The organism is Bradyrhizobium sp. USDA3516 (assembly GCF_057651995.1).
Genome location: NZ_JBYGYN010000009.1, coordinates 344,489 through 370,226 on the forward strand (window position 1 = coordinate 344,489; position 25,738 = coordinate 370,226).

Here is a 25,738-nt window from a genome sequence, read left to right on the forward strand (position 1 = left end):
TGTTCAACCGACGCTATTCCTTCTTGGTTGCCCAGTGGAACATGACGAGATTGTCGGCGCGCTGCGGCAGGTTCACCTTCTTCGATACGCCCCAGGCCAGCGCCTGCTGGTGCAGCGGGATGTAGGCCCAGTCCTTCATGCCGATTTCGTAGGCTTGCTTGATCAGCTGATTGCGCTTGGCGGTGTCGGTTTCGACCAGCACCTTGTCGGTGATGGCGTCGAACTCCTTGTTGCAGTAACCGCCGAGATTGGCCTCGCCGCGCGAGGATTTCGCATCGTCGCGGCAGCCCATGATGTCGTAGAGCACGTTGTGGGAGTCCATCGTGCTCGGGGTCCAGCCCAGCAGGTAGAACGAGGTCTGGTAGCCGCCCTGCTTCAGCACCTTGGCGAAGTACTGCGCCTTCGGCTGCGCCAGCAGATTGATCTTGACGCCGATGCGGGCGAGCATGCCGACCACGGCCTGGCAGATCGCGGCATCGTTGACGTAGCGATCGTTCGGGCAGTCCATGGTGACCTCGAAGCCGTCGGGGTAACCGGCTTCGGTCAGGAGCTTCTTGGCGCCGTCAGGGTCGAATTTCGGCCGCGTGAACTCCTTGGACAGCACGAACAGTTCCGGCGCGATCATCAGCGCCGACGGCGTCGACAGCCCGCGCATCACGCGCGTCTTGATCAGCTCGATGTCGATTGCCTTGTAGAAGGCCTCGCGGACGCGAGCGTCCTTGAAGGGGTTCTTGCCCTTGATGTTGGAGTAGAGCAGCTCATCGCGCATCTGGTCGAAGCCGAGGAAGATGGTGCGCAGCTCCGGTCCCTTCAGCACCTGGGCGTTCGGGCTGGAATCGACGCGGGAGATGTCCTGGATCGGAACCGGCTCGATGACGTCGACTTCGCCCGAGAGCAGCGCGGCGACGCGGGTGGCGTCGGAGGCGATCGGGGTGAAGACGATCTCCTTCAGATTGCCTTCGACCTTGCCCCAGTAATTGGGATTGGCCTTGAACACCGTCTTCACGCCGGGCTGGTGGCTTTCGATGATGAAGGGACCGGTGCCGTTCTCGTTGAGCGAGGCATAGCTCGGCGTGGTCGCCGCCACCGGCGTCGGATCGACGACGTTGTTCTCCTCGGCCCATTTCTTGTTCATGATGTACCAGACATCCCACGCGTTATGCAGGATGGGATTGGGCGAGGGCAGGACGAAATCGACAGTGTAGTCGTCGACCTTGACCACCTTCACGTCCGGCGCAAGGCGGGTCTGCATGTTCGACCCCTTCTTGCGGACGCGATCGGCCGAGAACACCACGTCGTCGGCGGTGAAGGGGTTGCCGTTGTGGAATTTCACGCCCTTGCGCAAATGGAAGCGCCAGCGCGTCGGCTCCGGGGTTTCCCAGCTTTCCGCCAGCGCCGGAATGATCTTGAGGTCCTTGTCGCGCGCGGTGAGGCCCTGATAGACGTGGCCGAGGTGAGCGTGGGTGGTGCTCTCGTTCAGGGTATAGGGATCGAGCGACTTCAGGTCACCCTGGTTGGCATAGCGTAGCGTCTGGCTCGACGCCGGCGAGACCGCCAACGCAAGCGTACCGGCGAGCGTCGCCGCAAACAGACTTTGACCGACTGACATTCTTGACCCTCTCCACACTGCCGCGCCGGTGATTTTTGATTGTTCGGCGGGGCTGACTGATCCATGTTGCCCAGAGTTCTCGACCCGTGCAAGCGTCATTCCAGCAAGGAACGCGCCAAGTTGCGCCGCTGTGCAGCAATGCTGCCCGGCGACCGGGGCCGGCCGGCGAGCCTCTGCGCCGGGTCGCGGGCCAGACAATTTGATTGACCATACCCGTCGATTGGGGAAGCCGTTCCTGACGGCTTCCCCTCAGGTCGCTTGCGTTGCAGACCTTCTCGCGGCGATACTCCGACAGGCCGCTCGAATCTCATCCGGAGGGGACATGAAGGTTAACATCGAAATCGACTGCACCCCCCTCGAAGCCCGCCAGTTCTTCGGTCTGCCTGACGTGGGGCCGATGCAGACGGCCGTGATGGACAAGCTGCAGCAGCAGGTTCTCAGCAACATCGAGAAGGTCTCGCCGGAATCGCTGATCCAGAGCTGGTTCACCTTCGATCCCAAGATCGCCGAGCGGTTTCAGGACATGTTCGTCGCGATGGCCGGTCTCGGCGGCCCGCGCAGCGGCGACAAGAAAAAATAGTGTCGCCCCAGCCGGACGGGAGGCTGCAAGAAGGCCGGCTTCGTCCGCCGGGTCTCGGCCTGCTGCTCGCCGAAGCCCGCGGGCTGTTCGAGTTGAATGCGAGCCTGTTGCTGTCGCCGCTGCTGATGCGGGCGCCGCGGGGCGACGGCCATCCGGTGCTGGCGCTGCCGGGCTTTCTCGCCAGCGACCTCTCGATGGTGCCGATACGGCGCTATCTCAGCGAGCTCGGTTATGCGGCGCATGCCTGGCGGATGGGCCGCAATCTCGGCGGGCTCGGGCGCATGCGGGATTCGCTGCGCAGTCGCTTGGCCGAAATCCATGCCGCCACGGGACGCAAGGTCAGCCTGGTCGGGTGGAGTCTCGGCGGCGTCTATGCCCGCGATCTCGCGCTTTGGGCACCGGACAAGGTCCGCTACGTCGTCACGCTCGGCAGCCCTTTCGCCAACGATGTGCGGGCGACCAACGCGACGCGGCTTTACGAGACGCTGTCTGGCGAGCGGGTTGAGGATTTTGCGGAGGCGCGCGAGGCGATTGCTGGCGATCTGCCGATGCCGGCAACGTCGATCTATTCGCGCGCCGACGGCATCGTGAACTGGCGGACCTGTCTGCTGCGCCCCTCCGACCGTGCCGAGAACATCGAGGTGCATCTGGCGAGCCATATCGGTCTCGGCGTGAACCCGGCGGTGCTGTGGGCCGTGGCGGACCGCCTGGCGCAACCGGAGGGAGACTTCCGGCCATTTGACCGGGCGGGGCCGTTTGCCATTGCATATGCCCCGCCGGACCGGGCAGTATCGGCCTGACGAGAAGCGCCGCCAAGGCGCCCGTCGAATATTCGGGAGGGAACCATGGCTGACGGTAAGAAGCTGTCGTCGCTTGACGCGTCGTTTCTCTATCTGGAAACACCGGAAATGCCGATGCATGTCGGCAGCATGGCGATCTTCCGCCTGCCTGACGACTACAAGGGCGATTTCTTCGAAGACTTCAAGGCGATGATCGTCTCGCGTCTGCACATCGCGCCGATTCTCAAGGCGCGGCTGGAGAAGGCGCCGCTCGACATCGATCATCCCTCCTGGGTCGAGGACGACCAGTTCGACATCGACCGCCACATCTTCCGCGCCAGCCTGCCGCAGCCGCGCGACCGCGCCACGCTCGAGCGCATCGTCGGCTGGATGCATGCCAAGCTGCTCAACCGTGCCCGCCCGCTCTGGGAGTTCTACGTGTTCGAGGGCATGAAGGACAACGAGGTCGGGCTCTATTCCAAGATGCACCATGCCGCGATCGATGGCGGCGCCGGGGCGGCGCTGACCAACATGATCTACGACATCTCGCCGATCCCGCGGAAGGTCGAGCCGCCGACGGCGGGCAGCAAACCCGGACAGGAGCCGCGCGACATCGCCGCCAACCTGCTCGATTCCTATCAGCAGCTGTTCAGCCAGCCGCTGGAGGCTTCGCAAGCGGCGAAGAACCTGCAGCTGCCCCGCACCGGCAAGAGCGACATCGGCTCGATCCTGTTCGACAACGCGATGTACCAGATCGAGAGCGCGGTGCGCTTCGCCGGCAACATCCCGACCGTGCTCAAGAGCGTCTCCGACGTGCTCGGCAAGATTGCCGATCCCAAGTCGCGCGAAAGCCTTGCCAGCATGGTGTCGCCGCCGACCATGCTCAACAAGACGATCTCCTCGGAGCGGAGCTTTGCCGGCGTGTCGATCCCGCTGTCGCGGGCCAAGGCGCTGGCCAAGCAGGCCGGCGGCAAGCTCAACGACGTGGTGCTGGCGCTCGCCTCCGGCGTCGTCCGCCGCTATCTGCTGCAATATGGCACGCTGCCTACGAAATCCCTGACCGCAGCGGTGCCGATCTCGCTGCGCGAGGAGGGCAACACCGAGGCCAACAACCAGGTGTTCGGCATGATCTGCTCGATCGCCACCAACATCGAGGATCCCAAAGCGCGGCTGGAAGCGATCATCGCGCAATCGACCAAGTCCAAGGAGATGTCGCATCCCTTGCGGGCCTTGATGCCGCAGGTCTCCAACATCTCGATGCTGGGCGCGCCGATCATGGTGCAGATCCTGGCGCTGCTCTACAGCCGCTCGAACCTGTCCGACGTGCTGCCGCCCGCGGCCAACATCACCGTGTCCAACGTGCCGGGGCCGCGGCAGACGCTCTATGCCGCCGGTGCCGAGCTGTTGCACATCTTCCCGGTGTCGATCTCGACCCACGGGCAGGCGCTCAACATCACCGTGCAGAGCTATCGCGACCAGCTCGATTTCGGCTTCATCGTCGGCGCCAACATCATCCCGCATGTGCAGGTGATGTGCGACATGCTGCCGGCGGAGTTCGCTGCGCTGGAGGCGGCCTACACGCCGCCGGCCGCTGACATCAAGGGCGCGGCAGAGTAAGGAATTTGCAATGATCGAAATGCCGCCGCTCAAGTTCGCGACGACGAACGGAATCCGCATGGGCTTCTACGAGGCGGGCCCGGCCGATGACAAGCCGCCGGTGGTGCTGTGCCACGGCTGGCCCGAGCTCGCTTTCTCCTGGCGTCACCAGATCAAGGCGCTGAGCGAGGCCGGCATCCGCGTGATCGCGCCCGACCAGCGCGGCTATGGCGCGACCGACCGGCCCGAGCCGGTCGACGCCTATGACATGGAGCACTTGACCGGCGATCTCGTCGGTCTGCTCGACCATCTCGGGATCGACAAGGCAATCTTCGTCGGCCACGACTGGGGCGGCTTCGTCGTCTGGCAGATGCCGCTGCGGCACCCCACGCGCGTCGCCGGCGTCGTCGGCGTCAACACGCCGCATTGGGACCGCATGCCGGTCGATCCGATCGCGCTGTTTCGCCAGCGCTACGGCGACCAGATGTACATCGTCCAGTTCCAGGACCCCGCGCGAGGACCGGACAAGATCTTCGGCAGCCGTGTCGAGCAGACCTTCGATGCCTTCATGCGCAAGCCGCTGGCAAAGCCGGCAGCGAAACCGGACGAGCCGCCGATCGCGGGCGTCGGCGCCTCGTCGAAGACCAATCTGGCCTTCCCGCAGATGATCGCGGCGTACGATGCCAAGGTCGATCCGCGCACGCCGATCCTGTCGGCTGACGAGAAGAAGGTGTTCGTCGACACCTTCACGAAGACAGGCTTCACCGGCGGCATCAACTGGTACCGCAACTTCACCCGCAACTGGGAGCGGTCGAAGGGGCTGGACCACCACATCCACGTGCCCTCCTTGATGATCATGGCCGAGAACGATGCCGTGCTGCCGCCCTCGGCGGCCGACGGCATGGAGAAGCTGATCGATGATTTGGAAAAGCATCTGGTGAAGGACAGCGGCCATTGGACGCAGCAGGAGAAGCCGGAGGAGGTCAGCGCCAAGCTGATCGAATGGCGCAGAAGGCGGTTTGGCTAGCGCTCGTCATTGTGGACGCGTCATGCGAGGAGCGAGGCGACGAAGCAATCCAGACTGCCTCCGCGGATATATTTCTGGATTGCTTCGCTTCGCTCGCAATGACGACATTGAGGCAGGGGGACTACATTTCGATGTCATCCAAGAACCGTCTGGACCCGATTCCGCAGCCGCCGACCAAGCCGGTGGTCGGCAACATGCTGTCGCTGGATGCGGCCGCTCCCGTGCAGCACCTGACGCGGCTTGCCAAGGAGCTCGGTCCGATCTTCTGGCTCGACATGATGGGCTCGCCGATCGTCGTCGTCTCCGGCCACGGTCTCGTCGACGAGCTCTCGGACGAGAAGCGGTTCGACAAGACGGTACGCGGCGCGCTGCGGCGCGTGCGTGCGGTCGGCGGTGACGGCCTGTTCACTGCCGACACCCGCGAGCCGAACTGGAGCAAGGCGCACAACATCCTGCTGCAGCCCTTCGGCAACCGCGCCATGCAGTCCTATCACCCAAGCATGGTCGACATCGCCGAGCAGCTCGTGCAGAAATGGGAGCGTCTCAACGCCGACGACGAGATCGACGTCGTTCACGACATGACCGCGCTGACGCTGGATACGATCGGCCTGTGCGGCTTCGACTACCGCTTCAACTCGTTCTACCGGCGCGACTACCATCCCTTCGTCGAGTCGCTGGTGCGCTCGCTCGAAACCATCATGATGACGCGCGGCCTGCCGTTCGAGCAGCTCTGGATGCAGAAGCGCCGCAAGACGCTGGCCGAAGACGTCGCTTTCATGAACAAGATGGTCGACGAGATCATCGCCGAACGGCGCAAGAGCGGGGAAGGCAGCGACGACAAGAAGGACATGCTCGCCGCGATGATGACCGGCATCGACCGTTCCACCGGCGAGCAGCTCGACGACGTCAATATCCGCTACCAGATCAACACCTTCCTGATCGCGGGGCACGAGACCACCAGCGGCCTCTTGTCCTACACGCTCTATGCGCTGCTCAAGCACCCGGAGATTCTCAAGAAGGCCTATGACGAGGTCGACCGCGTCTTCGGCCCCGACGTCAAAGCGAAGCCGACCTATCAGCAGGTGACGCAGCTCACCTACATCACGCAGATCCTGAAAGAGTCGCTGCGGCTGTGGCCGCCGGCGCCGGCCTACGGCATCTCGCCGCTGAACGACGAGACCATCGGCGGCGGCAAGTACAAGCTCAGGAAGGGAACGTTCGTGACCATCCTGGTGACGGCGCTGCATCGCGATCCCAGCGTGTGGGGCCCCAACCCTGATGCATTCGATCCCGAAAATTTCAGCCGCGAGGCGGAGGCAAAGCGGCCGATCAATGCCTGGAAGCCGTTCGGCAACGGCCAGCGCGCCTGCATCGGCCGCGGCTTCGCCATGCACGAGGCAGCGCTTGCGCTCGGCATGATCCTGCAGCGCTTCAAGCTGATCGACCACCAGCGCTACCAGATGCATCTGAAGGAGACGCTGACGATCAAACCGGAGGGCTTCAAGATCAAGGTGCGGCCGCGCGCCGACCGCGAGCGCGGCGCCTATGGCGGGCCCGTTGCGGCTGCGTCCTCGGCGCCCAAAGCGCAGCGTCAGCCCACCACGCGGCCCGGGCACAACACGCCGATGCTGGTGCTCTACGGCTCCAATCTCGGTACCGCCGAGGAGCTCGCAACGCGCATGGCCGATCTTGCCGAGATCAACGGCTTTGCCGTGCATCTCGGCCCGCTCGACGATTACGTCGGCAAGCTGCCGCAGCAGGGCGGGGTGCTGATCATCTGCGCCTCCTATAACGGCGCGCCGCCGGACAATGCGACGCAGTTCGTCAAATGGCTCGGTGAGGATCTGCCGAAGGATGCTTTCGCCGGTGTGCGCTACGCCGTGTTCGGTTGCGGCAACAGCGACTGGGCCGCGACCTATCAATCGGTGCCGCGCTTCATCGACGAGCAATTGTCGAAGCATGGCGCGCGCGCGGTCTATCCGCGCGGCGAGGGCGATGCGCGCAGCGATCTCGACGGCCAGTTCCAGAAATGGTTCCCCGCCGCCGCGCAAGTTGCGACCAAGGAGTTCGGCATCGACTGGAATTTCACCCGCACCGCCGAGGACGATCCGCTCTATGCGATCGAGCCGGTCGCAGTGACCGCCGTCAACACCATCGTCGCCCAGGGCGGTGCAGTGGCGATGAAGGTGCTGGTCAATGACGAGCTCCAGAACAAGTCCGGCGCGAATCCTTCCGAGCGCTCGACGCGCCACATCGAGGTGCAGCTGCCGGCCAACCTCGGCTACCGCGTCGGCGATCACCTCAGCGTCGTTCCGCGCAACGATCCTACGCTGGTTGATTCGGTTGCCCGCCGCTTCGGCTTCCTGCCCGCCGATCAGATCAGGCTTCAGGTGGCCGAAGGCCGGCGCGCGCAATTGCCTGTCGGCGCGGCCGTGTCGGTCGGCCGTCTGCTCAGCGAGTTCGTCGAGCTGCAGCAGGTCGCGACCCGCAAGCAGATCCAGATCATGGCCGAGCACACCCGCTGCCCCGTCACCAAGCCGAAGCTGCTGGCCTTCGTCGGCGAGGAGACGGAACCGCTCGAGCGGTACCGCACCGAGATCCTGGCCAAGCGCAAATCGGTGTTCGACCTCCTGCTCGAATATCCGGCTTGCGAACTACCGTTCCACGTCTATCTCGAGATGCTCTCGCTGCTGGCGCCGCGCTATTACTCGATCTCGTCCTCGCCGTCGGTTGACCCGGCGCGTTGCAGCATCACGGTCGGCGTGGTCGAAGGTCCGGCGGCCTCCGGCCGCGGCACCTACAAGGGCATCTGCTCGAACTATCTCGCCAACCGGCGGGCGGGCGATACGATCTATGCCACCGTGCGCGAGACCAAGGCGGGCTTCCGCCTGCCCGATGATCCGTCCGTTCCGATCATCATGATCGGTCCGGGTACGGGACTTGCGCCGTTCCGCGGCTTCCTCCAGGAGCGCGCCGCGCGCAAGGCGAAAGGGGCCACCCTCGGTCCATCCATGCTGTTCTTCGGCTGCCGTCATCCCGACCAGGATTTTCTCTACGCGGAGGAGCTGAAGGCGCTGGCGTCGAGCGGCATCACCGAGCTGTTCACGGCGTTCTCGCGGAGCGACGGGCCGAAGACCTATGTGCAGCACATGCTTGCGGCGCAGAAGGACAAAGTCTGGCCGTTGATCGAGCAGGGCGCGATCGTCTATGTGTGCGGCGATGGCGCGAAGATGGAGCCGGACGTGAAGGCTGCGCTCGTCGCGATCCATCGCGAGAAGAGCGGCAGCGATGCCGCGGCAGGCGCACGCTGGATCGAGGAGATGGGCGCGAGCAACCGCTATGTGCTGGACGTCTGGGCGGGCGGGTGATTGCCCGTCGGTTCGTGCTAAAGCACTGCCATGATTCCCTGGGAAAAGATCGACACCGCCAAGATCCCCGGTTCCGACGAGGAGCTCCGCCTGATGCGGCGGGGCAAGGAGTTCTCGATCAAGCTCGGCAGCAACGAGCTGATGAACAGCCGCCTGTCGGGGTCCGAGGCCGCCCTTGCCACGCTTGCGGCGAAGCAGATCGAGAAAGTCGCAAAGCCCGTCGTTCTCATCGGCGGACTCGGCATGGGTTTTACGCTCCGCGCGGCGCTGGCGGTGCTCGGTGCCCAGGCGAAGATCGTGGTCGCCGAATTGGTCCCGTCGGTCGTCGCCTGGGCGCGCGGCCCGATGGCCGAGGTCTTCGGCAACAGCCTCGATGATGCCAGGGTGAGCATTCGCGAGATCGATGTCGGCGAGATCATCCGGGCGAAGCGTTCGGCCTTCGACGCCATTCTGCTCGATGTAGACAATGGGCCGGAGGGACTGACCCGCAAGGGCAATGACGCGCTCTACGATGCGAGCGGGCTCTCGTCGGCGAAGACGGCGCTGCGGCCGGGAGGCGTGCTGGCCGTCTGGTCGTCGGGACCCAATCCGCCGTTCACAGGGCGTCTCAAGCGCGCGGGCTTCGACGTCAACGAAGTCAACATTCGCGCCACCGGAAGAGGCGGCGGCGCGCGCCACGTGATCTGGATCGCGCGGAAGCCGTAGGGTGGGCAAAGCGAAGCGTGCCCACGATTCCTATCGTCGATGTGGAGACATGGTGGGCACGGCGCGCGAAGAGCGCGCCTTTGCCCACCCGACGCAGCAGCGATGTCAGAACATCGTATTCCCGTTCGCGGGGTTTTCAGGAATCTCCTGAATGACGTCCCAATGCTCGACGATCTTGCCGTTCTCCAGCTTGAAGATGTCCACGATCGCGCGGCCCCTGGTGCCGGGCTCGCGAACCGAATGAACGTGCAGGATGACGAAGTCGCCCTCCGCGAAGCTGCGCTTGATCTCGCTGCGCGAGTTCGGAAACTTCTCGCGCAGGAAGCCGACGAACTTCCGGAAACCGTCGGGGCCATCGGGAGCGGTTGGATTGTGCTGGACGTAACGGTTGCCGACATAGGCGAGGGCGGCGTCGGCGTCCTTCTGGTTGAGGCCCTTCTCATAGAACGCCAGCACGGTTTGGCGGTTGGCTTCTTCCTGCGCGCTGGCAGCCATCGCGGCGCCGCCACCGAGAGACAACATGAGGATGGAAGCGGCCATTACCGCGGATCGGATGATGAAATGCATGTGAGCTCCGAGAGGCCGCAGCCTCTGTTTGGCGTCTGAGACGGCTTGTATAGCCTTCATCGGAGCCCCCGTTAAGACAGGCACCGGCAGCTCACATGGTCACCGAGAGGAGACCTGCCGGCCTAGGCCGCCTGCGCCGCCGCGCCATGCGCGTGCTTCTCGATCGCGTCGATGATCTCCGGCCAGAAGCGCATCGGCAGCGCGTGGCCCATGCCCTCGATCATCAGCAGCTTTGCGTTCGGGATCGACGTGGCCGTATCCTTGCCGCCTTCGGGGCGGACCAGCGGATCCACGGTACCGTGGATCACGAGTGTCGGAACCTTCACGGCGTGCAGCCGCTCCTTGCGGCTGCCGGAGGCAAGCACGGCGCGGAGCTGGCGGCCAACGCCGGCTGGATTGAGCCCGCGCGCGAACACCCGCTCGGCGCGGCCGGGGTCGAGCGCTTCCTCTTCCGGGAAGTGCCCGGCGCGCAGCACCTTCCAGGTCTGGCCGTAGCGGACGATGAACTCCTCCTTGCTGCGCGGCGGCGGCGCCATCAGCACCGCGGCGGCCTCGCGCGTCGGGGGCGGTATGCGCGGATTGCCCGTCGTCGACATGATCGAGGTCAGCGAGCGCACGCGGTGCGGAAACGACAACGTCACCTCCTGCGCGATCATGCCGCCCATGGACGCCCCGACGAGATGCGCCGACTTGATTCCGAGCGCATCCATCAGCCCGACCGTATCCTTGGCCATGTCGATCAACTTGTAGGTGGCGGCCACGGGGATCCGCAAGAAGCGCAGCTTCAGCAGCTCGAACGGCGTCAGCCGCTTGCCGCCGGTGAGATGGCTGGACTTGCCGATGTCGCGATTGTCGAAGCGGATCACCCGGAAGCCGCGTGCGGCGAGCTGCTCGCAGAACGCATCGTCCCAATGGATCATCTGTGCGCCGAGGCCCATGATCAGCAGAAGCGGCTCGGCATTGTCGTTGCCGAAGATCTCGTAGCAGATGTCGATGCCGTTGGCGCGGACGGTCTGGGGCGGCTGATGGGCGGTCACGGGTCCCTCCTGCTGACCGATGCTGTATCGCACGGTTTCGTTCCGCGAAGAAGCGGCGTGTCCGACGCTGCGCCGGCTGCTTGCCGGTTGACCGGCACCGCGCAACGGTGTGGTATGGCGGGACAAGAAGGGTGCAAAGCCCTCCGCATTGGGAGGACGCTGATGACCGACAAGATCACCGATCCGGTCGCCTTGTGGCAGAAGATGGTCGGCGAAATGGAGAAGGGTTTCAACTCCTTCGCGACCAAGGCGATGGAGACGCCCGAATTCTCGCAGGCCATGAACCGCGCAGGCGGCGTTGCTGCAGGTGCTCAGAAGCAATTCGGCGATCTCATGGAGAGATACCTGCTCTCAATGAACCTGCCGAGCCGCGAGCAGATCACCGGCATCGCGGAACGGCTCCAGTCGATCGAAGGCCAGCTCGGCGAGATCAAGTCGATGCTGAGCCAGATGTCGGCCAATTCGGGCGCACAGCAACCCGGCGCCGCGCCGCGGCCGCCGCGTACCAAACGTCCGCCGTCCGAAGGCGGAGACCCAAAATGAACGCGCCGGCGGGACTTGATCTTGCGTCGATCCCGGAGCGCATCCAGTCCGAGGTGCAGCGCGCGATTCAGCGCAGCATCAAGGGCGTCGAATATTTCTCGACCTCGGGCCCCTCGCTCGGCTCGACGCCAAAGGACGTGCTGCACGCGCGCGGCACCATGAGCCTCTATCACTACCGGCCGATGTCGGACGAGATCTACCGCGTGCCGGTGCTGATCGTGATGGCGACCACCAACCGCGGCTACATCCTCGATCTCGTGTCCGGCCAGAGCTTCATCGAGTTCCTGCTGAAACGCGGCTACGACGTCTACATGCTGGACTGGAGCGCGCCGCGCCCGGAGGAGAAGGGCCTGCGCATGGAGGACTACGTCCTCGACTTCATCCCGGATTGCGTCCGCCGCGTGCAGGCCGATTCCGGCGAGCAGGACGTCTCCGTCATCGGCTATTGCTTTGGCGGCGTGCTATCGCTGCTGTACGGCTCGATCCACAAGGACGGGCCGATGAAGAACCTGATCTGCTTCACGACGCCGATCGATTTCCGCGAGATGAAACTGTTCTCGAACTTCTCCGACCGCCGCTATTTCGACGTCGACCACCTCGTCGACAGCGTCGGCAACGTGCCGCCGGAGATGATCCTGTCCTCATTCGAGATGCTGCGCCCGGCCTCGCGCACGGTGAGCCAGATCCAGCTCTGGGAGAATATCTGGAACGACGAGTTCGTGAAGTCGTACCGCATGTTCGACCGCTGGGCGACCGACACGCTGCCGCTCGCTGGCGAATATTTCCGCACCATCACCAAGGACCTGATGTGGGACAACAAGCTGTTCAACGACACCATGTCGGTCGGCGGCCGTGCGGCCAAGCTCGAGAACATCACGGTGCCGATCCTGCATGCCGTCGCCGAGCACGATCACATCGTGCCCTATGAGGCCGCCAGGCACCTGATCGCCAAGGTCGGCTCGACCGACAAGGAAGAGGTGATCCTGAAGGGCGGTCACGTCTCGCTGGTCGCCGGCGCCAACGCGGTGAAGCGGCTGTGGCCGAAACTGGATTCCTGGCTGGGAAAGAGATCGATATGAGCGAGCAGCGTTCCTACCCGCGCCACGTCACAACCGACGCCGGCGCTATCGAGATCCGCCTGATGTCGCCCGCCGACGAGGCCGCCGTGCTGGCCTTCGGCAAGGGCCTGCCGACCCACGATTTGTTGTTCCTGCCGCGCAACATCAGCGAGCCCAAGGTCCTGTCGGCCTGGGTCAAGGAGATCGAGCGCGGAGCGATCACCAGCCTGCTTGCGGCCAGAGAGGGCAGGGTCGTTGGTTGCGGCACGCTGGTGCGCGATCCCCATTCCTGGTCGCCCCATGTCGGTGAGATCCGCATGGTGGTTTCGCCGGAGGTCCGCGGCAAGGGTGTGGGCAAGGCGCTGTCGCAGGAGACCTTTGCCCTCGCGCTCGGCGCGGGCCTGGAAAAGCTCTCGGTCCAGATGACGGTGGATCAGCAGGCGGCGATCGCCCTGTTCGAGAGCCTCGGCTTCAAGGCCGAGGCCCTGCTGCGGGACCATGTCCGGGACGTCGACGGCAAGACCCACGACATCGTCGTGCTCGGCCATAACATCGCGCAGGTCCAGGCTCAGATGGAGGCCTACGGCCTGCCAGGCGCCGTCCAGCACTAGAAAGCGCCGTCCAGCACTAAAAAGCGCCGTCCAGCATTAGAGGCGCCCCTTCCATTTCAAAAAAAATGGAATTCAACCCCATGCACAGTAGGCAGGGCCCAAAAGGGCAGCAGTCTGCCTAGCTTTAACCATGCTCACGATTTCGTGATACCGCACCGCAATAAGAATATTGCATCGCACAATTAACTATGCCATATAAGACGTGCCCCGGGCCATCGAGGACGGGGTGAGCCCATAGCTCAAACCATTGAGGATGGAGAGAACCCCATGACCACTGAAACCAACACCGCTTTCGAGGGCTTCAAAGACGCTTTCAAGAACATCCAGAACCTGGAAGTTCCCGAGGCCGCCCGCGAATTCGTCAAGAAGACTGCCAACACTGCCAAGGACCGTGCTGCCGAGGTGTTCGCTGGCTCCGAGCGCGTGACCGCCGCCGTCGAGAACGCGGTGACCGAGTCCATCACCGAGGCCGGCAAGATCAGCCGCAACATCCAGCAGGCGATCTACGAGGATGCCGAGGCGTTCTTCTCGGGCATCGACAAGCTCGCGTCCGCCAAGTCGGTCAGCGAAGCCGTCGAGATCCAGTCGAGCCTGCTCCGCTCCCGCGGCGAAGTGTTCGTCTCGCGCGCCAAGGCGACCGCCGACTATCTCGGCAAGCTCGCCGCCAACGGTGCGAAGTCCGCTCAGGACAATTTCGCCAAGGTCTACAGCAAGACCGCCTGATCTGGCGCCTGAGTACAAACTGAATTTGAGGCCCGCTTCGGCGGGCCTTTGTTTTTGCGCCGCCGTCATTGCGAGCGAAGCGAAGCAATCCAGAGTCTTACCGCGGGGGCAGACTGGATTGCTTCGCTTCGCTCGCAATGACGAGTACTGTGATGAAGTCATGGACTCATCTGTCACCTTCTCCTTCGACACTCCCGGCGATGCCGAACGCGCGGCCGAGCTGCGCCGCGTCAAGGCGCTGGCGACTTTGGTGCTGGCCTCGACGCTGGCGCTGTTCGTGGTCGCGAAATGGCTGCTGCCCGTGCATCCGGTGTTCGGCTTCATTGCCGCCTTCGCCGAGGCCGCGACCATCGGCGGCCTCGCCGACTGGTATGCCGTGGTTGCGCTGTTCAAGCGGCCGCTCGGCCTGCCGATCCCGCATACCGCGATCATCCAGAGCAACCAGGCCCGCATCGCCGACAAGCTCGGCGAGTTCATCCAGGTGCATTTCCTCGAGGCGGGTCCGGTCGAGGCCAAGCTGAAGGAGATCGATTTCGGCTCCTTCGTCGCCGACTGGCTGCGCGACCGCAAGCGTAGCGACGACCTCGCGCGCTTCGCGCTGCGTCTGTTGCCGGAGGCCGTGTCCGCGACCGAAAGCTCCGGCCTGATGACCTTCATCATCCGCCGCATGTCCTCGCAGCTCCAGACGATCGACCTCGCGCCGCTCGCGGCCGGCACGCTGCGCGGCTTCGTCGCGGAGGGACGGCATCAGATCCTGTTCGACGATCTCCTGCGCGTGATGCACGAGACCTTGAACCAGACGGAGACGATGGCGATGATCCGCGAGAAGGTGCGCGCGGAATTGCCGACCCTGCTCAAGCTCTATCGCGCCGACAAGTTTCTGGTGAACAAGATCGTGGCCTCCGCCACCGCCTTCTTCAACGAAGTGCGCAGCGATCCCAAGCATCCGTTCCGCGGCGAGTTCGACCGCATGGTGCTGAGCTTCGTCGACAGGCTCGGCACCGATCAGGCCTATATCGACCGCATCGACGGCCTGAAACGCGACCTCCTGGCGCGGCCGGAGCTTGCCGATCTCGCCCGCACCGTCTGGGCCAATACGCGCTCCTTCATCGAGCGCAGCGCGAGCGGCGAGACGCAGGTGCTGCAGCATCATCTCGCCGGGATGTTCGTCTCGGCCGGCGAGGCGCTCGCCAGCGATGCCGAGCTGCGCGGCGAGATCAACAAGGGTCTCGTGACCGTGCTGCGCAGCTTCGTCGCGGACCAGAAGAGCGGCGTCTCGACCTTCATCTCCGATCAGGTCAAGGCGTGGAATATGACGCAACTGATTTCGCTGATCGAGATCAACATCGGCCGCGACCTGCAATACATCCGCTTCAACGGCTCGTTGATCGGCGGGCTCGCCGGGCTCGCGCTCTACACCGTAGAATCCCTGCTCCGATGGTTGTGACTTTTGCGTCACGGCCGTTAGCATTAACGCGCGGGCCTATTGTCGCCTCGCGTCTCTCCCGCTTGAATGTCGGGAACCGGCCGCCTAGCTGATTCATGTTGCGCTGCGGAACGATCGAGAAGCCGGCGCGTTGGAATTCATCTCCATTTGCCGGCATCCCAGCCGGCGCCGTTTTTCAGGGAAACATTGATGACCGCAACTGCCCAGATGCTGCGCCCGCCGTCCCGCACCTTGATGTTTCTCGAGGGGCGCGCGATCCACGAGTTCGGCGCGTTCCTCGGCGCGCTGCCACTGCTCAGCCTTGCGCCGCGCGGCGATGGGCATCCGGTGCTGGTGCTGCCGGGCCTCGTGGCTTCCGACACCTCCACAGGCGCGCTACGAACGTTTCTGAGCAGCAAGGGCTATGCGGTGGCAGGTTGGCGCCTGGGCCGCAACTATGGCCTGCGTCCCGGCGTGCAGGATGCGATGCTCAATCTGATCCGCGAGCTCAACGACACCCACGGCCGCAAGATCAGCCTGGTCGGTTGGAGCCTCGGCGGCATCTATGCGCGCCAGCTTGCCAAGATGATGCCGGAGCGCGTGCGGCAGGTGATCACGCTCGGCAGTCCCTTCGCGGGCGATCCGCGCTCGACCAATGCCTGGCGTGTCTACGAATGGGCGAGCGGACGCAAGGCCGACGAGGTCGATCCGCGTTTTGGCGGCGAGCTCGCCGTGCCGCCGCCGGTGCCGACCACCGCCATCTTCAGCCGCACCGACGGCGTCTGTGCCTGGCAAGGCTGCATGGAGAAGTCGGGCGCACAGACCGAGAGCATCGAGGTCGAAAGCAGCCATTGCGGCATGGGCCATCATCCGGCCGCCGTCTATGCCGTGGCCGATCGCCTCGCACAGAAGGAAGGCCAATGGCGCCCGTTCGATCGCAGCGGCTGGCGCAGCGTGGTGTATCCCGATCCGCATCGGTGATGTCTTGCCTCTCCCCGCCTGCGGGGAGAGGCCGGAATTTGCGACAGCAAATTCCGGGTGAGGGGATCTCCGCGATTCCGACTGTCATCGAGTTTGCTGAGGCAGCTCCTCACCTCGACCCTTTCCCCGTAAGAACGGGGAGAGGGAGAGTAAGAGTAAGAGCGTCGTCCCCTCCATTGTCGCGCCCGCATCAAACGCGCTAAGCCTGCCGCATGGCGCATCCGCTCTCCCGCATCATCGACCAGCTCAAGCGCGAGCCCTCGCGCACCGGCTCCATCGTCATCACCGTGTTCGGCGATGCCATCGTGCCGCGCGGCGGTGTGGTGTGGCTCGGCACGCTTCTGGAATTCTTCGAAAGCCTCGACATCGACAGCGGCGTGGTGCGCACCGCGATGTCGCGGCTTGCTGCCGACGGCTGGCTGACGCGCGAGAAGGTCGGCCGCAACAGTTTCTATCGCCTGGCCGACAAGGGCCGCCAGACCTTCGAGGCAGCGACGCGCCACATCTACGATCCGCCGCCGTCCGACTGGACCGGACGCTTCGAGCTGCTGCTGATCGGCAATGGCGGGGATCGCGACGCTTCGCGCGAGGCGCTGCGCAACGCCGGCTTCGGTAGCCCGCTGCCGGGCGTGTGGGTCGCGCCATCGGGCGTGCCGGTGCCGCATGAGGCGGCGGGCGCGATCCGCCTCGAAGTCTCGGCGGAAGACGACAGCGGCCGCCGTCTGCTCAGCGCGAGCTGGCCGCTCGATCGGACCGCCGATGCCTATCTGAAATTCATGAAGACGTTCGAGCCGCTGCGCGCTGCGATCGCGCGCGGCACGGATCTGTCCGAGGCCGACGCCTTCACCGCGCGGATCCTCTTGATCCATCATTACCGCCGCGTCGTGCTGCGCGATCCGCTGCTGCCCGAGAGCCTGCTGCCGCCGGATTGGCCGGGCAGGGCCGCCCGCGAACTCTGCGGCGAGATCTATCGCGCGCTGCTTGCTCCGTCCGAACAATGGCTCGACGGCCATGGAACCAATGAAAAAGGGCCGTTGCCGCCCGCGCGAAAGCTGCTGGAGCGAAGGTTCGGCGTCTGACCATTATGTTACAGAAATATCTTGCATGATGTAAATCTTGTTATATATTCCCTCCCAATAAACGGGAGGATGCGCATGTACACCCAGGCGCTGAACACGGCCGAGACCGCTGATCGCGATCTCGAGGACGCAGGCAAAGCTGCGCAATTCCAGGCCCGCATCGATGCCGAAGAGCGCATCGAGCCGAACGACTGGATGCCGGCGGCCTATCGCAAGACGCTCACCCGCCAGATCTCCCAGCACGCCCATTCGGAAATCGTCGGCATGCTGCCCGAAGGCAACTGGATCACGCGCGCGCCGACCTTGCGCCGCAAGGCCGCGCTGCTCGCCAAGGTCCAGGATGAATGCGGCCACGGGCTCTATCTCTACGCCGCCGCCGAGACGCTCGGCTCCTCGCGCGAGGAGCTGGTCGACGCCATGCTCGCCGGCAAGGCCAAGTATTCCTCGATCTTCAACTATCCGACCCTGACCTGGGCCGACATCGGCACGATCGGCTGGCTGGTCGACGGCGCTGCGATCATGAATCAGATCCCGCTGTGCCGCTGCTCCTACGGGCCCTATGCGCGCGCGATGATTCGCGTCTGCAAGGAGGAGTCCTTCCACCAGCGGCAGGGCTACGAGATCATGGTGACGCTGTGCCGCGGCTCGGAGGAGCAGAAGGCGATGGCGCAGGACGCGCTGAACCGCTGGTGGTGGCCGGTGCTGATGATGTTCGGCCCGCCGGACGCGACGAGCCAGCACAGCGACACCTCGACGAAATGGAAGATCAAGCGCTTCTCCAATGACGAGCTGCGCCAGAAATTCGTCGATGCCACCGTGCCGCAGGCGCAATATCTCGGCCTCACCATTCCCGATGCCGGCATGATTCAGGACGCCGACGGGCACTGGCGCTACAGTGAGATCGACTGGACCGAGTTCAAGCAGGTGCTCGCCGGCAACGGCCCCTGCAACCGCGACCGCATGGCCGCGCGCCGCAAGGCGCATGAGGAGGGCGCCTGGGTGCGCGAGGCGGCAGCCGCCTATGCCGCCAAGCGCGCCCGTCGTCAGACCGCCCAGGCTGCCGAATAGGAGATCGATATGGCCACGCCGAACACGCCGCTGTGGGAAGTCTTCATTCGCAGCCGCAACGGGCTCGCGCACAAGCATGTCGGCTCGCTGCATGCGAGCGATGCGACCATGGCGCTGCAGGCCGCCCGTGACATCTACACCCGGCGCGGCGAGGGCCTGTCGATCTGGGTCGTGCCCTCCAGTGCGATCACCGCGAGCGATCCGGCCGAGAAGGGCATGATGTTCGAGCCAGCGGAATCCAAGATCTACCGGCACCCGACCTTTTACGAGGTGCCCGAAGAAGTGGGGCACATGTAATGGCGGTCGCCAACATCCAGGTCTCCGAAACCCCGCTGGTGCTCTACGCGCTGCGCCGCGCCGACGATGCGCTGATCCTCGGTCACAGGCTGTCGGAATGGTGCGGGCATGCGCCGATGCTGGAGGAGGACATGGCGCTCTCCAACATCGCGCTCGACCTGATCGGCCAGGCGCGGGAGCTCTACACCTTTGCCGCCAAGGTCGAAGGCAGGGACAACGACGAGGACAAGCTCGCTTACTTGCGCGACGTGCGGCAGTACCGCAATCTTCTCCTAGTCGAGCAGCCCAACGGCGATTTTGCCCAGACCCTGGCGCGGCAATTCTTCTATTCCGCCTTCGCCGATCTCTATTGGCGTGCGATGATGAATTCGCGCGATGCGACGCTGGCGGCGATTGCTGCGAAATCGGAGAAGGAGAGCGCCTACCATCTGCGCCATGCCTCGGAATGGATTATCCGGCTCGGTGACGGCACTGAGGAGAGCCACGCGCGCGCGCAAGGAGCGATCGATCATCTCTGGGCCTTTACCGGCGAGATGTTTGCCGTCGACGACGGCGAACGCGCGCTGATCCATGCCGGCATTGCCGTCGATCCCGCAAGCTTGCGTGGGCGCTGGCTGGCGACGCTCTCGGATGTCACGAGTGAAGCAACGCTCGCGCTGCCGCAGAACGAGTGGATGCAGCAGGGCGGCCGCTCCGGTCGTCACAGCGAGCATCTCGGCCACCTCCTGTCGGAGCTGCAATCGATGCAGCGGACTTTTCCGGGGCTGACATGGTGACGGTGACCAATGACGACGCTGCGCTGCGCCAGCGCGCCTGGGACGCCGCCGCAAGCGTGGTCGATCCGGAAATTCCGGTGCTGAGCATTGCCGATCTCGGCGTGCTGCGCGACGTCGTTCTCGACGGCGATCATGTCGAGGTCGCGATCACACCGACCTATTCGGGCTGCCCGGCCATGAACATGATCGCGCTCGAAATCGAGATCGCGCTGGAGCGCGCCGGTTTTCAGCATGCAAAGGTACGGACCGTGCTGTCGCCGGCCTGGACCACGGACTGGTTGACCGAGGACGGACGCAAGAAGCTGCGCGCCTACGGCATCGCGCCGCCGCAAGCTTCAAACTCGCGCCGTGCGTTGTTCGGCGATCAGACGGTGGCGTGCCCGCAATGCGGCTCGGACAAGACCGAGCTGCTATCCGAATTCGGCTCGACCTCCTGCAAGGCGCTCTGGCGCTGTAAGGCCTGCCGCGAACCCTTCGATTACTTCAAGTGTCATTGAGAGACGCATGATGCCAGCAACATCGTCATTGCGAGGAGCTCTTGCGACGAAGCAATCCAGACTGCTTCCGCGGAAAGACTCTGGATTGCTTCGTTTCGCTCGCAATGACGACGAAGAGACCGATCGAGGGTGCCCGTGATGTCCGCAGCCGCACCGCGCTTTCACCGTCTCGCCGTCAGCGACCTTCGCCGCGAGGCGTCCGACGCCGTTTCGATGACCTTCGCAATCCCGGGCGAACTCGCCGGCGACTACGCTTTCACGCCCGGCCAGTACCTGACGCTGCGCACCACGCTCGACGGCGAGGAGGTGCGCCGCTCTTATTCGATTTGCTCCGGCCCCGATGACGGCGAGATCCGTATCGCCGTGAAGAAGATCGACGGCGGCGCATTTTCGAGCTGGGCCGCCGAGGATCTCAAATGCGGCGACGAGCTCGACGTGATGACGCCGACCGGCCGTTTCGGCGTGGTCCCGCCGGCAGATCGTGCGCGCGTCCATGTCGGCTTCGCCGCCGGCTCCGGCATCACGCCGATCCTGTCGATCGTGAAGGGCGTGCTCGCGCGCGAGCCGGGAAGTCGCTTCTTCCTGTTCTACGGCAACCGCACCACCGACAGCATCATGTTCCTCGAAGCGCTCGAGGAGCTGAAGGACCGCTTCATCGATCGCCTCTCGATTTTTTATGTGCTCTCCGGCGAGGAGCAGGACATCCCGATCCTGCATGGCCGGCTCGACGGCGACAAGGTGAGGGTGCTGTTGCGCGCGCTGGTGCCGGCGGCCAGCGTCGATCATGTCTACATCTGCGGTCCTCTCGGCATGAGCGAGGAGATCGAGGCGACCTGCCGCGATCTCGGCATCGCGGACGAGCGCGTCCATGTCGAGCGCTTCGTCTCCGAATTCGGCGGCAAGCCCCGGCCGAAGCAAGCGGTTGCGCCCGACGCGCCGCCCAAGGCGATCGCTTCGCTGATCATCGACGGCAAGCGCCGTGACGTGCCCGTCGCCGAGGACGAGGCCATCCTCGATGCCGCGCTCCGCGCCGGCGTCGATCTGCCCTTCGCCTGCAAGGGCGGCATGTGCTCGACCTGCCGCGCCAAACTGGTCGAGGGCGAGGCGCGGATGGATGTCAACTATTCGCTGGAACCGTGGGAGCTCCAGGCCGGCTTTGTTCTCACCTGCCAGGCCAAGCCGTCCACGGAGCGGGCCGTGGTCGATTATGATCATGTCTGATCAGGCGTTCTGCGGCTCCGCAACGCAAATGCGTCGCATTATTTGACAGTCTTGCTCAACCAGCAGAACATCATGAGCAAACGTCCGGCCGGGAGAAGCGCGTGAACGTCAAAACCACCCTGTCGCCTGAGGATATCGCCCGCGCCTGCGCCGACGCGATGTGGGCCGAGGACGATGCCTCCAAAGGCCTCGGCATGGAGATCGTCGAGATCGGTCCGGGCTTTGCGACGCTCGCCATGACGGTGCGGCCGGACATGGTGAACGGCCAGCGCATCGCCCATGGCGGCTTCATCTTCACGCTCGCCGATTCGGCCTTCGCGTTCGCCTGCAACTCGCACAATGAGCGCGCCGTGGCGGCGCAGGGCCAGATCACCTTCATCAAGCCCGGCAAGCTTGGCGATCGCCTCATCGCCAAGGCGCGGGAGATCACCCGCGGCGGTCGCTCCGGCATTTACGACGTGCGTGTCACGGCGGACGAGGTCGTCATTGCGGAATTCCGCGGACATTCGCGCGTCATTCCCGGCAGATGGCTGCCGACGCAGGATCAATAAGACCAAGAAAAAGAATAAAACAATGTGGGGAAACGAGGATGGCTCTGACGAAGCTCAAGGAAGGTGGCAACGCCTATAACGCGGAGATGGATGCGCATGAGCGCGCCTCGCGCGATGAGATCATGGTGCTGCAGAAGCAGCGCCTGGCCTGGTCGCTGAAGCACGCCTACGACAACGTCGCGCATTACCGCAAGGCGTTCGACAAGGCGGGCGTTCATCCGTCCGACTTTCGCGATCTCTCCGATCTCGCCAAATTCCCGTTCACGGTGAAGACGGACCTGCGCGACAACTATCCCTTCAACATGTTCGCCGTGCCGCGCGAAAAGCTGGTGCGTGTGCATGCCTCATCGGGCACGACCGGCAAGCCGATCGTGGTCGGCTATACGCAGCGAGATATCGACACCTGGTCCGAGGTGATGGCGCGCTCGATCCGTGCCGCCGGCGGCCGCACCGGCATGATCATCCACAATGCCTACGGCTATGGCCTCTTCACCGGCGGTCTCGGCGTGCATTACGGCGCCGAGAAGCTCGGCTGCACCGTGGTGCCGATCTCCGGCGGCATGACCGAGCGGCAGGTGCAGCTGATCAACGATTTCCGGCCCGATATCATCACGGTGACGCCGAGCTACATGCTGGCGATCCTCGACGAGTTCAAGCGCCAGAAGCTGGATCCGCGCCAGTGCTCGCTCAAGATCGGCATCTTCGGCGCCGAACCCTGGACCAACGCGATGCGCGCCGAGATCGAGGACGCCTTCGACATGGACGCGACCGACATCTATGGCCTGTCCGAGGTGATCGGCCCGGGCGTCGCGCAGGAGTGCATCGAGACCAAGGACGGTCTGCACATCTGGGAGGACCACTTCTATCCCGAAGTGATCGATCCCGAGACCGGCGCGGTGCTGCCGGATGGCGAGAAGGGTGAACTGGTCTTCACCTCGCTCACCAAGGAAGCCTTTCCGGTGATCCGCTATCGCACCCGCGACCTGACGCGGCTACTGCCGGGCACGGCACGGCCGGGCATGCGGCGGATGGAGAAGGTGACGGGCCGCTCGGACGACATGATCATCCTGCGCGGCGTCAACCTGTTCCCGACCCAGATCGAGGAGGTGCTGCTCGCGACCGACTGGTGCGGCGGGCACTTCATCCTTGAGCTCACCCGCGAAGGCCGCATGGACGAGCTCACCATCATTGCCGAGGCGCGGCCCGAGAGCTGGGACGGAAGCGGCCTCGTCGATCACGCGGATCGGATTTCCACCCACATCAAGAACACGATCGGCGTCAGCTCGAGGGTGAAGGTGGTTGCGCCCGCGACGCTGGAACGCTCGCTCGGCAAGGCCAAGCGGCTCTACGACAAGCGGCCCAAGGACTGACCTGAAGGATTGACTGGACGGATTGACTCGACCGGCTCCAGAGGCGACAAGGCCCGCGAGAAATCGCGGGTCTTTTCATGTCAGCCGAAGCCAAAACTGCCGAAGCGCGCTGTGTGCGCCTCAACGCCAAAGCTGAAAAGGCAGCTGCGCTTGCACCGACAGTTGAGGGGCGGATGCTTGCGTGCGGGCCGAACGATCTCCTGATCGAGGTAAAGGCTGCCGCGGTCAATCCTTCCGACGTCAAGGCTGCGACCGGGCTGATGCCCTATGCGGTGTTCCCCCGGACCCCCGGCCGCGACTATGCCGGCGTGGTGATCGACGGGCCTGCGGGCACAATGGGACGCGAAGTGTTCGGCTCGTCCGGCGACCTCGGCATCCGTCGCGACGGCACCCATGCGAGCCATCTCGTGGTCGAAGCCGATGCGGTCGTGGAGAAGCCCAGGACGCTGTCCTGGGAGGAGGCTGCCGGCATCGGCGTGCCCTTCGTCACCGCGATGGAAGGCTTTCGTCGCGCCGGCGTGCCGAAGAGCGGCGAGACCGTTCTGGTGCTCGGCGTCAACGGCAAGGTCGGCCAGGCCGCGGTGCAGATCGCGACCTGGCAGGGCGCGCGCGTGATCGGCGTGGTGCGCAGGGCTGAAGCCTATGAAGGCCACACCAACGCGCCCATCGAGGTGATCGACGCCTCCGCCATCGACGTTGCCGCGCGCGTGCGCGAACTGACCGGCGGCAAGGGCGCCGACATCGTCTTCAATACGGTCGGCGATCCCTATTTCCAAGCCGCGCACAAATCGCTCGCGCTTCGCGGCCGCCAGATCCTGATCGCCGCGATCGACCGCATCGTGCAGTTCAACATCCTCGAATTCTATCGCGGCCAGCACACCTATGTCGGCATCGACACCCTGGGTCTCTCGTCGGCCGCGACGGGCGCGGTGCTGCGCGACCTTGGCCCTGGTTTTGCGAGCGGCCATCTGAAGCCGTTTCCGATCAGGCCAAATGCGATCTATCCTCTGGAACGCGCGAAGGAAGCGTATGTTGCGGTCGCCGGCTCGTCGCGGGATAGGGTCGTCCTGCGGCCATGAAGCTCGCAATGACCGAGTGCGTCGAGACTTCTGAGAGCCGATGGAATCCACGCAACTCGTCATCCTGTCAGGCCTCGGCATCGGCCTCGTCTACGGCGCCGTCGTCCTGCCCAGCGGCTTCTGCCTGATGAGCAGCATGCGCGGGCTTCTGATCGAAGGCTATTCGTCGCCGCGCCACATGCTGCGCTCCGGGACCGGTGCCGCGCTGATGGGGATCGGCGGCGTTCAGCCTCTCGCGGTGGCCTGACCGCGCAGCATCCGGTCGCCGAGCGTCGCAAGGCCGATGCCGGTGACGATCAGAGCGGCCGCGATCGCAAGGCTGATGTCGATGGGTTCTCCCAGCAGGATCGCGGCGCTGGCGATGCCGACGAGCGGTGTCCCCGTGGTGCCAAGCGACGTCGTCAGGGCCGAGATGCTCTTGTTGACCACCGACATTGCCCAATAGGCCAGCACCGTTCCGATCAGCCCCGAATAGAGAAACAGCAGTACGGGCGTCCACGACCACGTCACATGCGGAAGGCCGTCCACGACGGTTGCACCGACCGAGAGCACGATCGTTGCCAGGAGCACCTGCCAGAACAAGAGCTGGAGCGGAGATCCGATCCAGCGATGCGCCCGCATATAGATGATGTTCGCAGCCCAGCAGATCGCAGCCAGGATGACCATGCCAGCGCCGAGCAGGACGTTGGTGTTGCTCCAGTCGACCGAGGACGGATTCAGGATGACGACAAGGCCGATCAGGCCGAGCAGAGCGCCCGCGAGCTTTGGCGCGGTCAGCGCGTCCTTTCCAAGCAGCGGCGCGGCGAGTGCAACCCACAGCGGTGTAGTGTAGCCGAGCACGACGCCCTTGCTCGCGGGCAGGAAGCGAAGGCCGGCCGCAACCAGGATCGAGAACAGCGTCATGTGCAGAAGCGCCACGCTCAGGATCACGGGAATGTCGCGCCGCTCAGGAATCACCAGATGGTTGCTCGGTGCGAGGATCGCGAACAAGCCGGCCAACGCGATCCAACTCCGGATCGCCGCGACCCAAAGCGGCGGGACGAACTGCACGAGCTGCTTGGTCACCGACCAGTTGACGCCCCAGGCCAGCACGACGATGAGGAACAGACCGACGGCCAGACGCGGTGGCAGGGTATTCATGCCGCAAGTCCTTGAAGCGATGCAAGCCGTTGGTTAGCATCCAGACTGGT

Annotated in this window: 25 protein-coding genes and 1 pseudogene; 22 read left to right on the forward strand and 4 right to left on the reverse strand. The window is 64.5% G+C overall.

Going from position 1 to position 25,738, the window contains the following annotated elements; translation table 11 throughout:
• Positions 1-13: 13 nt before the first annotated feature.
• Complete coding sequence (locus AC24YW_RS27375; RefSeq protein ID WP_487485638.1) at positions 14-1,609, reverse strand: ABC transporter substrate-binding protein; 1,596 nt, start codon at positions 1,607-1,609, stop codon at positions 14-16.
• A 322-nt stretch (positions 1,610-1,931) separates the two neighbouring features.
• On the opposite strand from AC24YW_RS27375, the gene AC24YW_RS27380 reads away from it, so the two are divergent.
• From AC24YW_RS27380 to AC24YW_RS27405, 6 genes are all read left to right on the forward strand, one after another.
• A complete protein-coding gene (locus tag AC24YW_RS27380) occupies positions 1,932-2,189 on the forward strand; it encodes a DUF6489 family protein (protein ID WP_172784021.1) in 258 nt (85 codons plus the stop codon).
• Complete coding sequence (locus tag AC24YW_RS27385; protein ID WP_487485639.1) at positions 2,189-2,989, forward strand: esterase/lipase family protein; 801 nt, start codon at positions 2,189-2,191, stop codon at positions 2,987-2,989. Before AC24YW_RS27380 ends, AC24YW_RS27385 begins: the two co-directional genes overlap by 1 nt.
• 45 nt (positions 2,990-3,034) lie before the next feature.
• Positions 3,035-4,585, forward strand: coding sequence for a WS/DGAT/MGAT family O-acyltransferase (locus AC24YW_RS27390; RefSeq protein ID WP_487485640.1), 1,551 nt, complete (start codon positions 3,035-3,037; stop codon positions 4,583-4,585).
• 10 nt (positions 4,586-4,595) lie between these two features.
• Entirely contained in the window at positions 4,596-5,591 is a 996-nt protein-coding gene (locus AC24YW_RS27395; protein ID WP_487485641.1) for an alpha/beta fold hydrolase, read from the forward strand.
• 131 nt (positions 5,592-5,722) lie between these two features.
• On the forward strand, positions 5,723-8,959 hold the full coding sequence (locus AC24YW_RS27400) for a bifunctional cytochrome P450/NADPH--P450 reductase (RefSeq protein WP_487485642.1): 3,237 nt from the start codon (positions 5,723-5,725) through the stop codon (positions 8,957-8,959).
• 30 nt (positions 8,960-8,989) lie between these two features.
• Positions 8,990-9,664, forward strand: coding sequence for a spermine/spermidine synthase domain-containing protein (locus tag AC24YW_RS27405; protein WP_487485643.1), 675 nt, complete (start codon positions 8,990-8,992; stop codon positions 9,662-9,664).
• A 105-nt stretch (positions 9,665-9,769) separates the two neighbouring features.
• Here AC24YW_RS27405 and AC24YW_RS27410 read toward each other — a convergent pair whose 3' ends face one another.
• Together AC24YW_RS27410 and AC24YW_RS27415 are read right to left on the reverse strand one after the other, a co-directional pair.
• Positions 9,770-10,231, reverse strand: coding sequence for a nuclear transport factor 2 family protein (locus tag AC24YW_RS27410; protein WP_487485644.1), 462 nt, complete (start codon positions 10,229-10,231; stop codon positions 9,770-9,772).
• 122 nt (positions 10,232-10,353) lie between these two features.
• Positions 10,354-11,268 (reverse strand): alpha/beta fold hydrolase, encoded by a 915-nt coding sequence (locus AC24YW_RS27415; RefSeq protein ID WP_487485645.1) that lies wholly within the window; start codon positions 11,266-11,268, stop codon positions 10,354-10,356.
• A 162-nt stretch (positions 11,269-11,430) separates the two neighbouring features.
• Between AC24YW_RS27415 and AC24YW_RS27420 the strand changes: the two genes are divergently transcribed.
• The 16 genes and pseudogenes from AC24YW_RS27420 to AC24YW_RS27495 form a co-directional block, all read left to right on the forward strand.
• Entirely contained in the window at positions 11,431-11,811 is a 381-nt protein-coding gene (locus AC24YW_RS27420) for a hypothetical protein (protein ID WP_487485646.1), read from the forward strand.
• Positions 11,808-12,890 (forward strand): alpha/beta fold hydrolase, encoded by a 1,083-nt coding sequence (locus AC24YW_RS27425; protein WP_487485647.1) that lies wholly within the window; start codon positions 11,808-11,810, stop codon positions 12,888-12,890. Before AC24YW_RS27420 ends, AC24YW_RS27425 begins: the two co-directional genes overlap by 4 nt.
• The gene (locus tag AC24YW_RS27430) at positions 12,887-13,480 is read left to right on the forward strand and encodes an N-acetyltransferase family protein (protein WP_487485648.1); all 594 of its coding nucleotides are present in this window, start codon (positions 12,887-12,889) and stop codon (positions 13,478-13,480) included. Before AC24YW_RS27425 ends, AC24YW_RS27430 begins: the two co-directional genes overlap by 4 nt.
• A 267-nt stretch (positions 13,481-13,747) precedes the next feature.
• Complete coding sequence (locus tag AC24YW_RS27435; protein ID WP_036004804.1) at positions 13,748-14,203, forward strand: phasin; 456 nt, start codon at positions 13,748-13,750, stop codon at positions 14,201-14,203.
• A 160-nt stretch (positions 14,204-14,363) separates the two neighbouring features.
• Positions 14,364-15,650: a DUF445 domain-containing protein gene (locus AC24YW_RS27440; RefSeq protein WP_487485649.1), complete on the forward strand. Its 1,287-nt coding sequence runs from the start codon at positions 14,364-14,366 to the stop codon at positions 15,648-15,650.
• Positions 15,651-15,839: 189 nt separating this feature from the next.
• Positions 15,840-16,610, forward strand: a complete 771-nt coding sequence (locus tag AC24YW_RS27445; RefSeq protein WP_487485650.1) for an esterase/lipase family protein — start codon at positions 15,840-15,842, stop codon at positions 16,608-16,610.
• Positions 16,611-16,822: 212 nt separating this feature from the next.
• Positions 16,823-17,689 (forward strand): phenylacetic acid degradation operon negative regulatory protein PaaX, encoded by an 867-nt coding sequence (paaX, locus tag AC24YW_RS27450; RefSeq protein ID WP_487485651.1) that lies wholly within the window; start codon positions 16,823-16,825, stop codon positions 17,687-17,689.
• A gap of 75 nt (positions 17,690-17,764) precedes the next feature.
• Positions 17,765-18,757 (forward strand): 1,2-phenylacetyl-CoA epoxidase subunit PaaA, encoded by a 993-nt coding sequence (gene paaA / locus AC24YW_RS27455; RefSeq protein WP_487485652.1) that lies wholly within the window; start codon positions 17,765-17,767, stop codon positions 18,755-18,757.
• Positions 18,758-18,766: 9 nt separating this feature from the next.
• Complete coding sequence (paaB, locus tag AC24YW_RS27460) at positions 18,767-19,054, forward strand: 1,2-phenylacetyl-CoA epoxidase subunit PaaB (protein WP_015687593.1); 288 nt, start codon at positions 18,767-18,769, stop codon at positions 19,052-19,054.
• Positions 19,054-19,830: a 1,2-phenylacetyl-CoA epoxidase subunit PaaC gene (paaC, locus tag AC24YW_RS27465; RefSeq protein WP_487485653.1), complete on the forward strand. Its 777-nt coding sequence runs from the start codon at positions 19,054-19,056 to the stop codon at positions 19,828-19,830. The genes paaB and paaC overlap by 1 nt, the downstream gene beginning before the upstream one ends.
• Complete coding sequence (paaD, locus tag AC24YW_RS27470; RefSeq protein WP_487485654.1) at positions 19,824-20,327, forward strand: 1,2-phenylacetyl-CoA epoxidase subunit PaaD; 504 nt, start codon at positions 19,824-19,826, stop codon at positions 20,325-20,327. Before paaC ends, paaD begins: the two co-directional genes overlap by 7 nt.
• A gap of 138 nt (positions 20,328-20,465) precedes the next feature.
• Positions 20,466-21,548 carry a 1,2-phenylacetyl-CoA epoxidase subunit PaaE gene (paaE, locus tag AC24YW_RS27475; RefSeq protein WP_487485655.1) on the forward strand — a complete coding sequence of 361 codons (1,083 nt, stop codon included), beginning with the start codon at positions 20,466-20,468 and terminating at the stop codon, positions 21,546-21,548.
• 101 nt (positions 21,549-21,649) lie between these two features.
• Positions 21,650-22,099, forward strand: coding sequence for a hydroxyphenylacetyl-CoA thioesterase PaaI (paaI, locus tag AC24YW_RS27480; protein WP_487485656.1), 450 nt, complete (start codon positions 21,650-21,652; stop codon positions 22,097-22,099).
• Positions 22,100-22,137: 38 nt separating this feature from the next.
• On the forward strand, positions 22,138-23,469 hold the full coding sequence (gene paaK, locus AC24YW_RS27485) for a phenylacetate--CoA ligase PaaK (RefSeq protein WP_487485657.1): 1,332 nt from the start codon (positions 22,138-22,140) through the stop codon (positions 23,467-23,469).
• A 77-nt stretch (positions 23,470-23,546) separates the two neighbouring features.
• Entirely contained in the window at positions 23,547-24,548 is a 1,002-nt protein-coding gene (locus AC24YW_RS27490; protein ID WP_487485658.1) for a quinone oxidoreductase family protein, read from the forward strand.
• Between the two features lie 40 nt (positions 24,549-24,588).
• Positions 24,589-24,708 (forward strand): annotated as a pseudogene (locus tag AC24YW_RS27495) (YeeE/YedE family protein); the annotation flags it as partial.
• A gap of 65 nt (positions 24,709-24,773) precedes the next feature.
• On the opposite strand, the gene AC24YW_RS27500 reads toward AC24YW_RS27495, so the two are convergent.
• Positions 24,774-25,688 (reverse strand): DMT family transporter, encoded by a 915-nt coding sequence (locus tag AC24YW_RS27500; protein WP_487485659.1) that lies wholly within the window; start codon positions 25,686-25,688, stop codon positions 24,774-24,776.
• Positions 25,689-25,738 lie beyond the last annotated feature (50 nt).

Bases quoted from the DNA above. Each gene is read 5' to 3' on its own strand.
- AC24YW_RS27375 (WP_487485638.1), bottom strand. From the start codon at position 1,609: ATGTCAGTCGGTCAAAGTCTGTTTGCGGCGACGCTCGCCGGTACGCTT.
- AC24YW_RS27380 (WP_172784021.1), top strand. From the start codon at position 1,932: ATGAAGGTTAACATCGAAATCGACTGCACCCCCCTCGAAGCCCGCCAG.
- AC24YW_RS27390 (WP_487485640.1), top strand. From the start codon at position 3,035: ATGGCTGACGGTAAGAAGCTGTCGTCGCTTGACGCGTCGTTTCTCTAT.
- AC24YW_RS27395 (WP_487485641.1), top strand. From the start codon at position 4,596: ATGATCGAAATGCCGCCGCTCAAGTTCGCGACGACGAACGGAATCCGC.
- AC24YW_RS27400 (WP_487485642.1), top strand. From the start codon at position 5,723: ATGTCATCCAAGAACCGTCTGGACCCGATTCCGCAGCCGCCGACCAAG.
- AC24YW_RS27405 (WP_487485643.1), top strand. From the start codon at position 8,990: ATGATTCCCTGGGAAAAGATCGACACCGCCAAGATCCCCGGTTCCGAC.
- AC24YW_RS27410 (WP_487485644.1), bottom strand. From the start codon at position 10,231: ATGCATTTCATCATCCGATCCGCGGTAATGGCCGCTTCCATCCTCATG.
- AC24YW_RS27420 (WP_487485646.1), top strand. From the start codon at position 11,431: ATGACCGACAAGATCACCGATCCGGTCGCCTTGTGGCAGAAGATGGTC.
- AC24YW_RS27425 (WP_487485647.1), top strand. From the start codon at position 11,808: ATGAACGCGCCGGCGGGACTTGATCTTGCGTCGATCCCGGAGCGCATC.
- AC24YW_RS27430 (WP_487485648.1), top strand. From the start codon at position 12,887: ATGAGCGAGCAGCGTTCCTACCCGCGCCACGTCACAACCGACGCCGGC.
- AC24YW_RS27435 (WP_036004804.1), top strand. From the start codon at position 13,748: ATGACCACTGAAACCAACACCGCTTTCGAGGGCTTCAAAGACGCTTTC.
- AC24YW_RS27440 (WP_487485649.1), top strand. From the start codon at position 14,364: ATGGACTCATCTGTCACCTTCTCCTTCGACACTCCCGGCGATGCCGAA.
- AC24YW_RS27445 (WP_487485650.1), top strand. From the start codon at position 15,840: ATGACCGCAACTGCCCAGATGCTGCGCCCGCCGTCCCGCACCTTGATG.
- paaX (WP_487485651.1), top strand. From the start codon at position 16,823: ATGGCGCATCCGCTCTCCCGCATCATCGACCAGCTCAAGCGCGAGCCC.
- paaA (WP_487485652.1), top strand. From the start codon at position 17,765: ATGTACACCCAGGCGCTGAACACGGCCGAGACCGCTGATCGCGATCTC.
- paaB (WP_015687593.1), top strand. From the start codon at position 18,767: ATGGCCACGCCGAACACGCCGCTGTGGGAAGTCTTCATTCGCAGCCGC.
- paaC (WP_487485653.1), top strand. From the start codon at position 19,054: ATGGCGGTCGCCAACATCCAGGTCTCCGAAACCCCGCTGGTGCTCTAC.
- paaD (WP_487485654.1), top strand. From the start codon at position 19,824: ATGGTGACGGTGACCAATGACGACGCTGCGCTGCGCCAGCGCGCCTGG.
- paaE (WP_487485655.1), top strand. From the start codon at position 20,466: ATGTCCGCAGCCGCACCGCGCTTTCACCGTCTCGCCGTCAGCGACCTT.
- paaK (WP_487485657.1), top strand. From the start codon at position 22,138: ATGGCTCTGACGAAGCTCAAGGAAGGTGGCAACGCCTATAACGCGGAG.
- AC24YW_RS27490 (WP_487485658.1), top strand. From the start codon at position 23,547: ATGTCAGCCGAAGCCAAAACTGCCGAAGCGCGCTGTGTGCGCCTCAAC.
- AC24YW_RS27500 (WP_487485659.1), bottom strand. From the start codon at position 25,688: ATGAATACCCTGCCACCGCGTCTGGCCGTCGGTCTGTTCCTCATCGTC.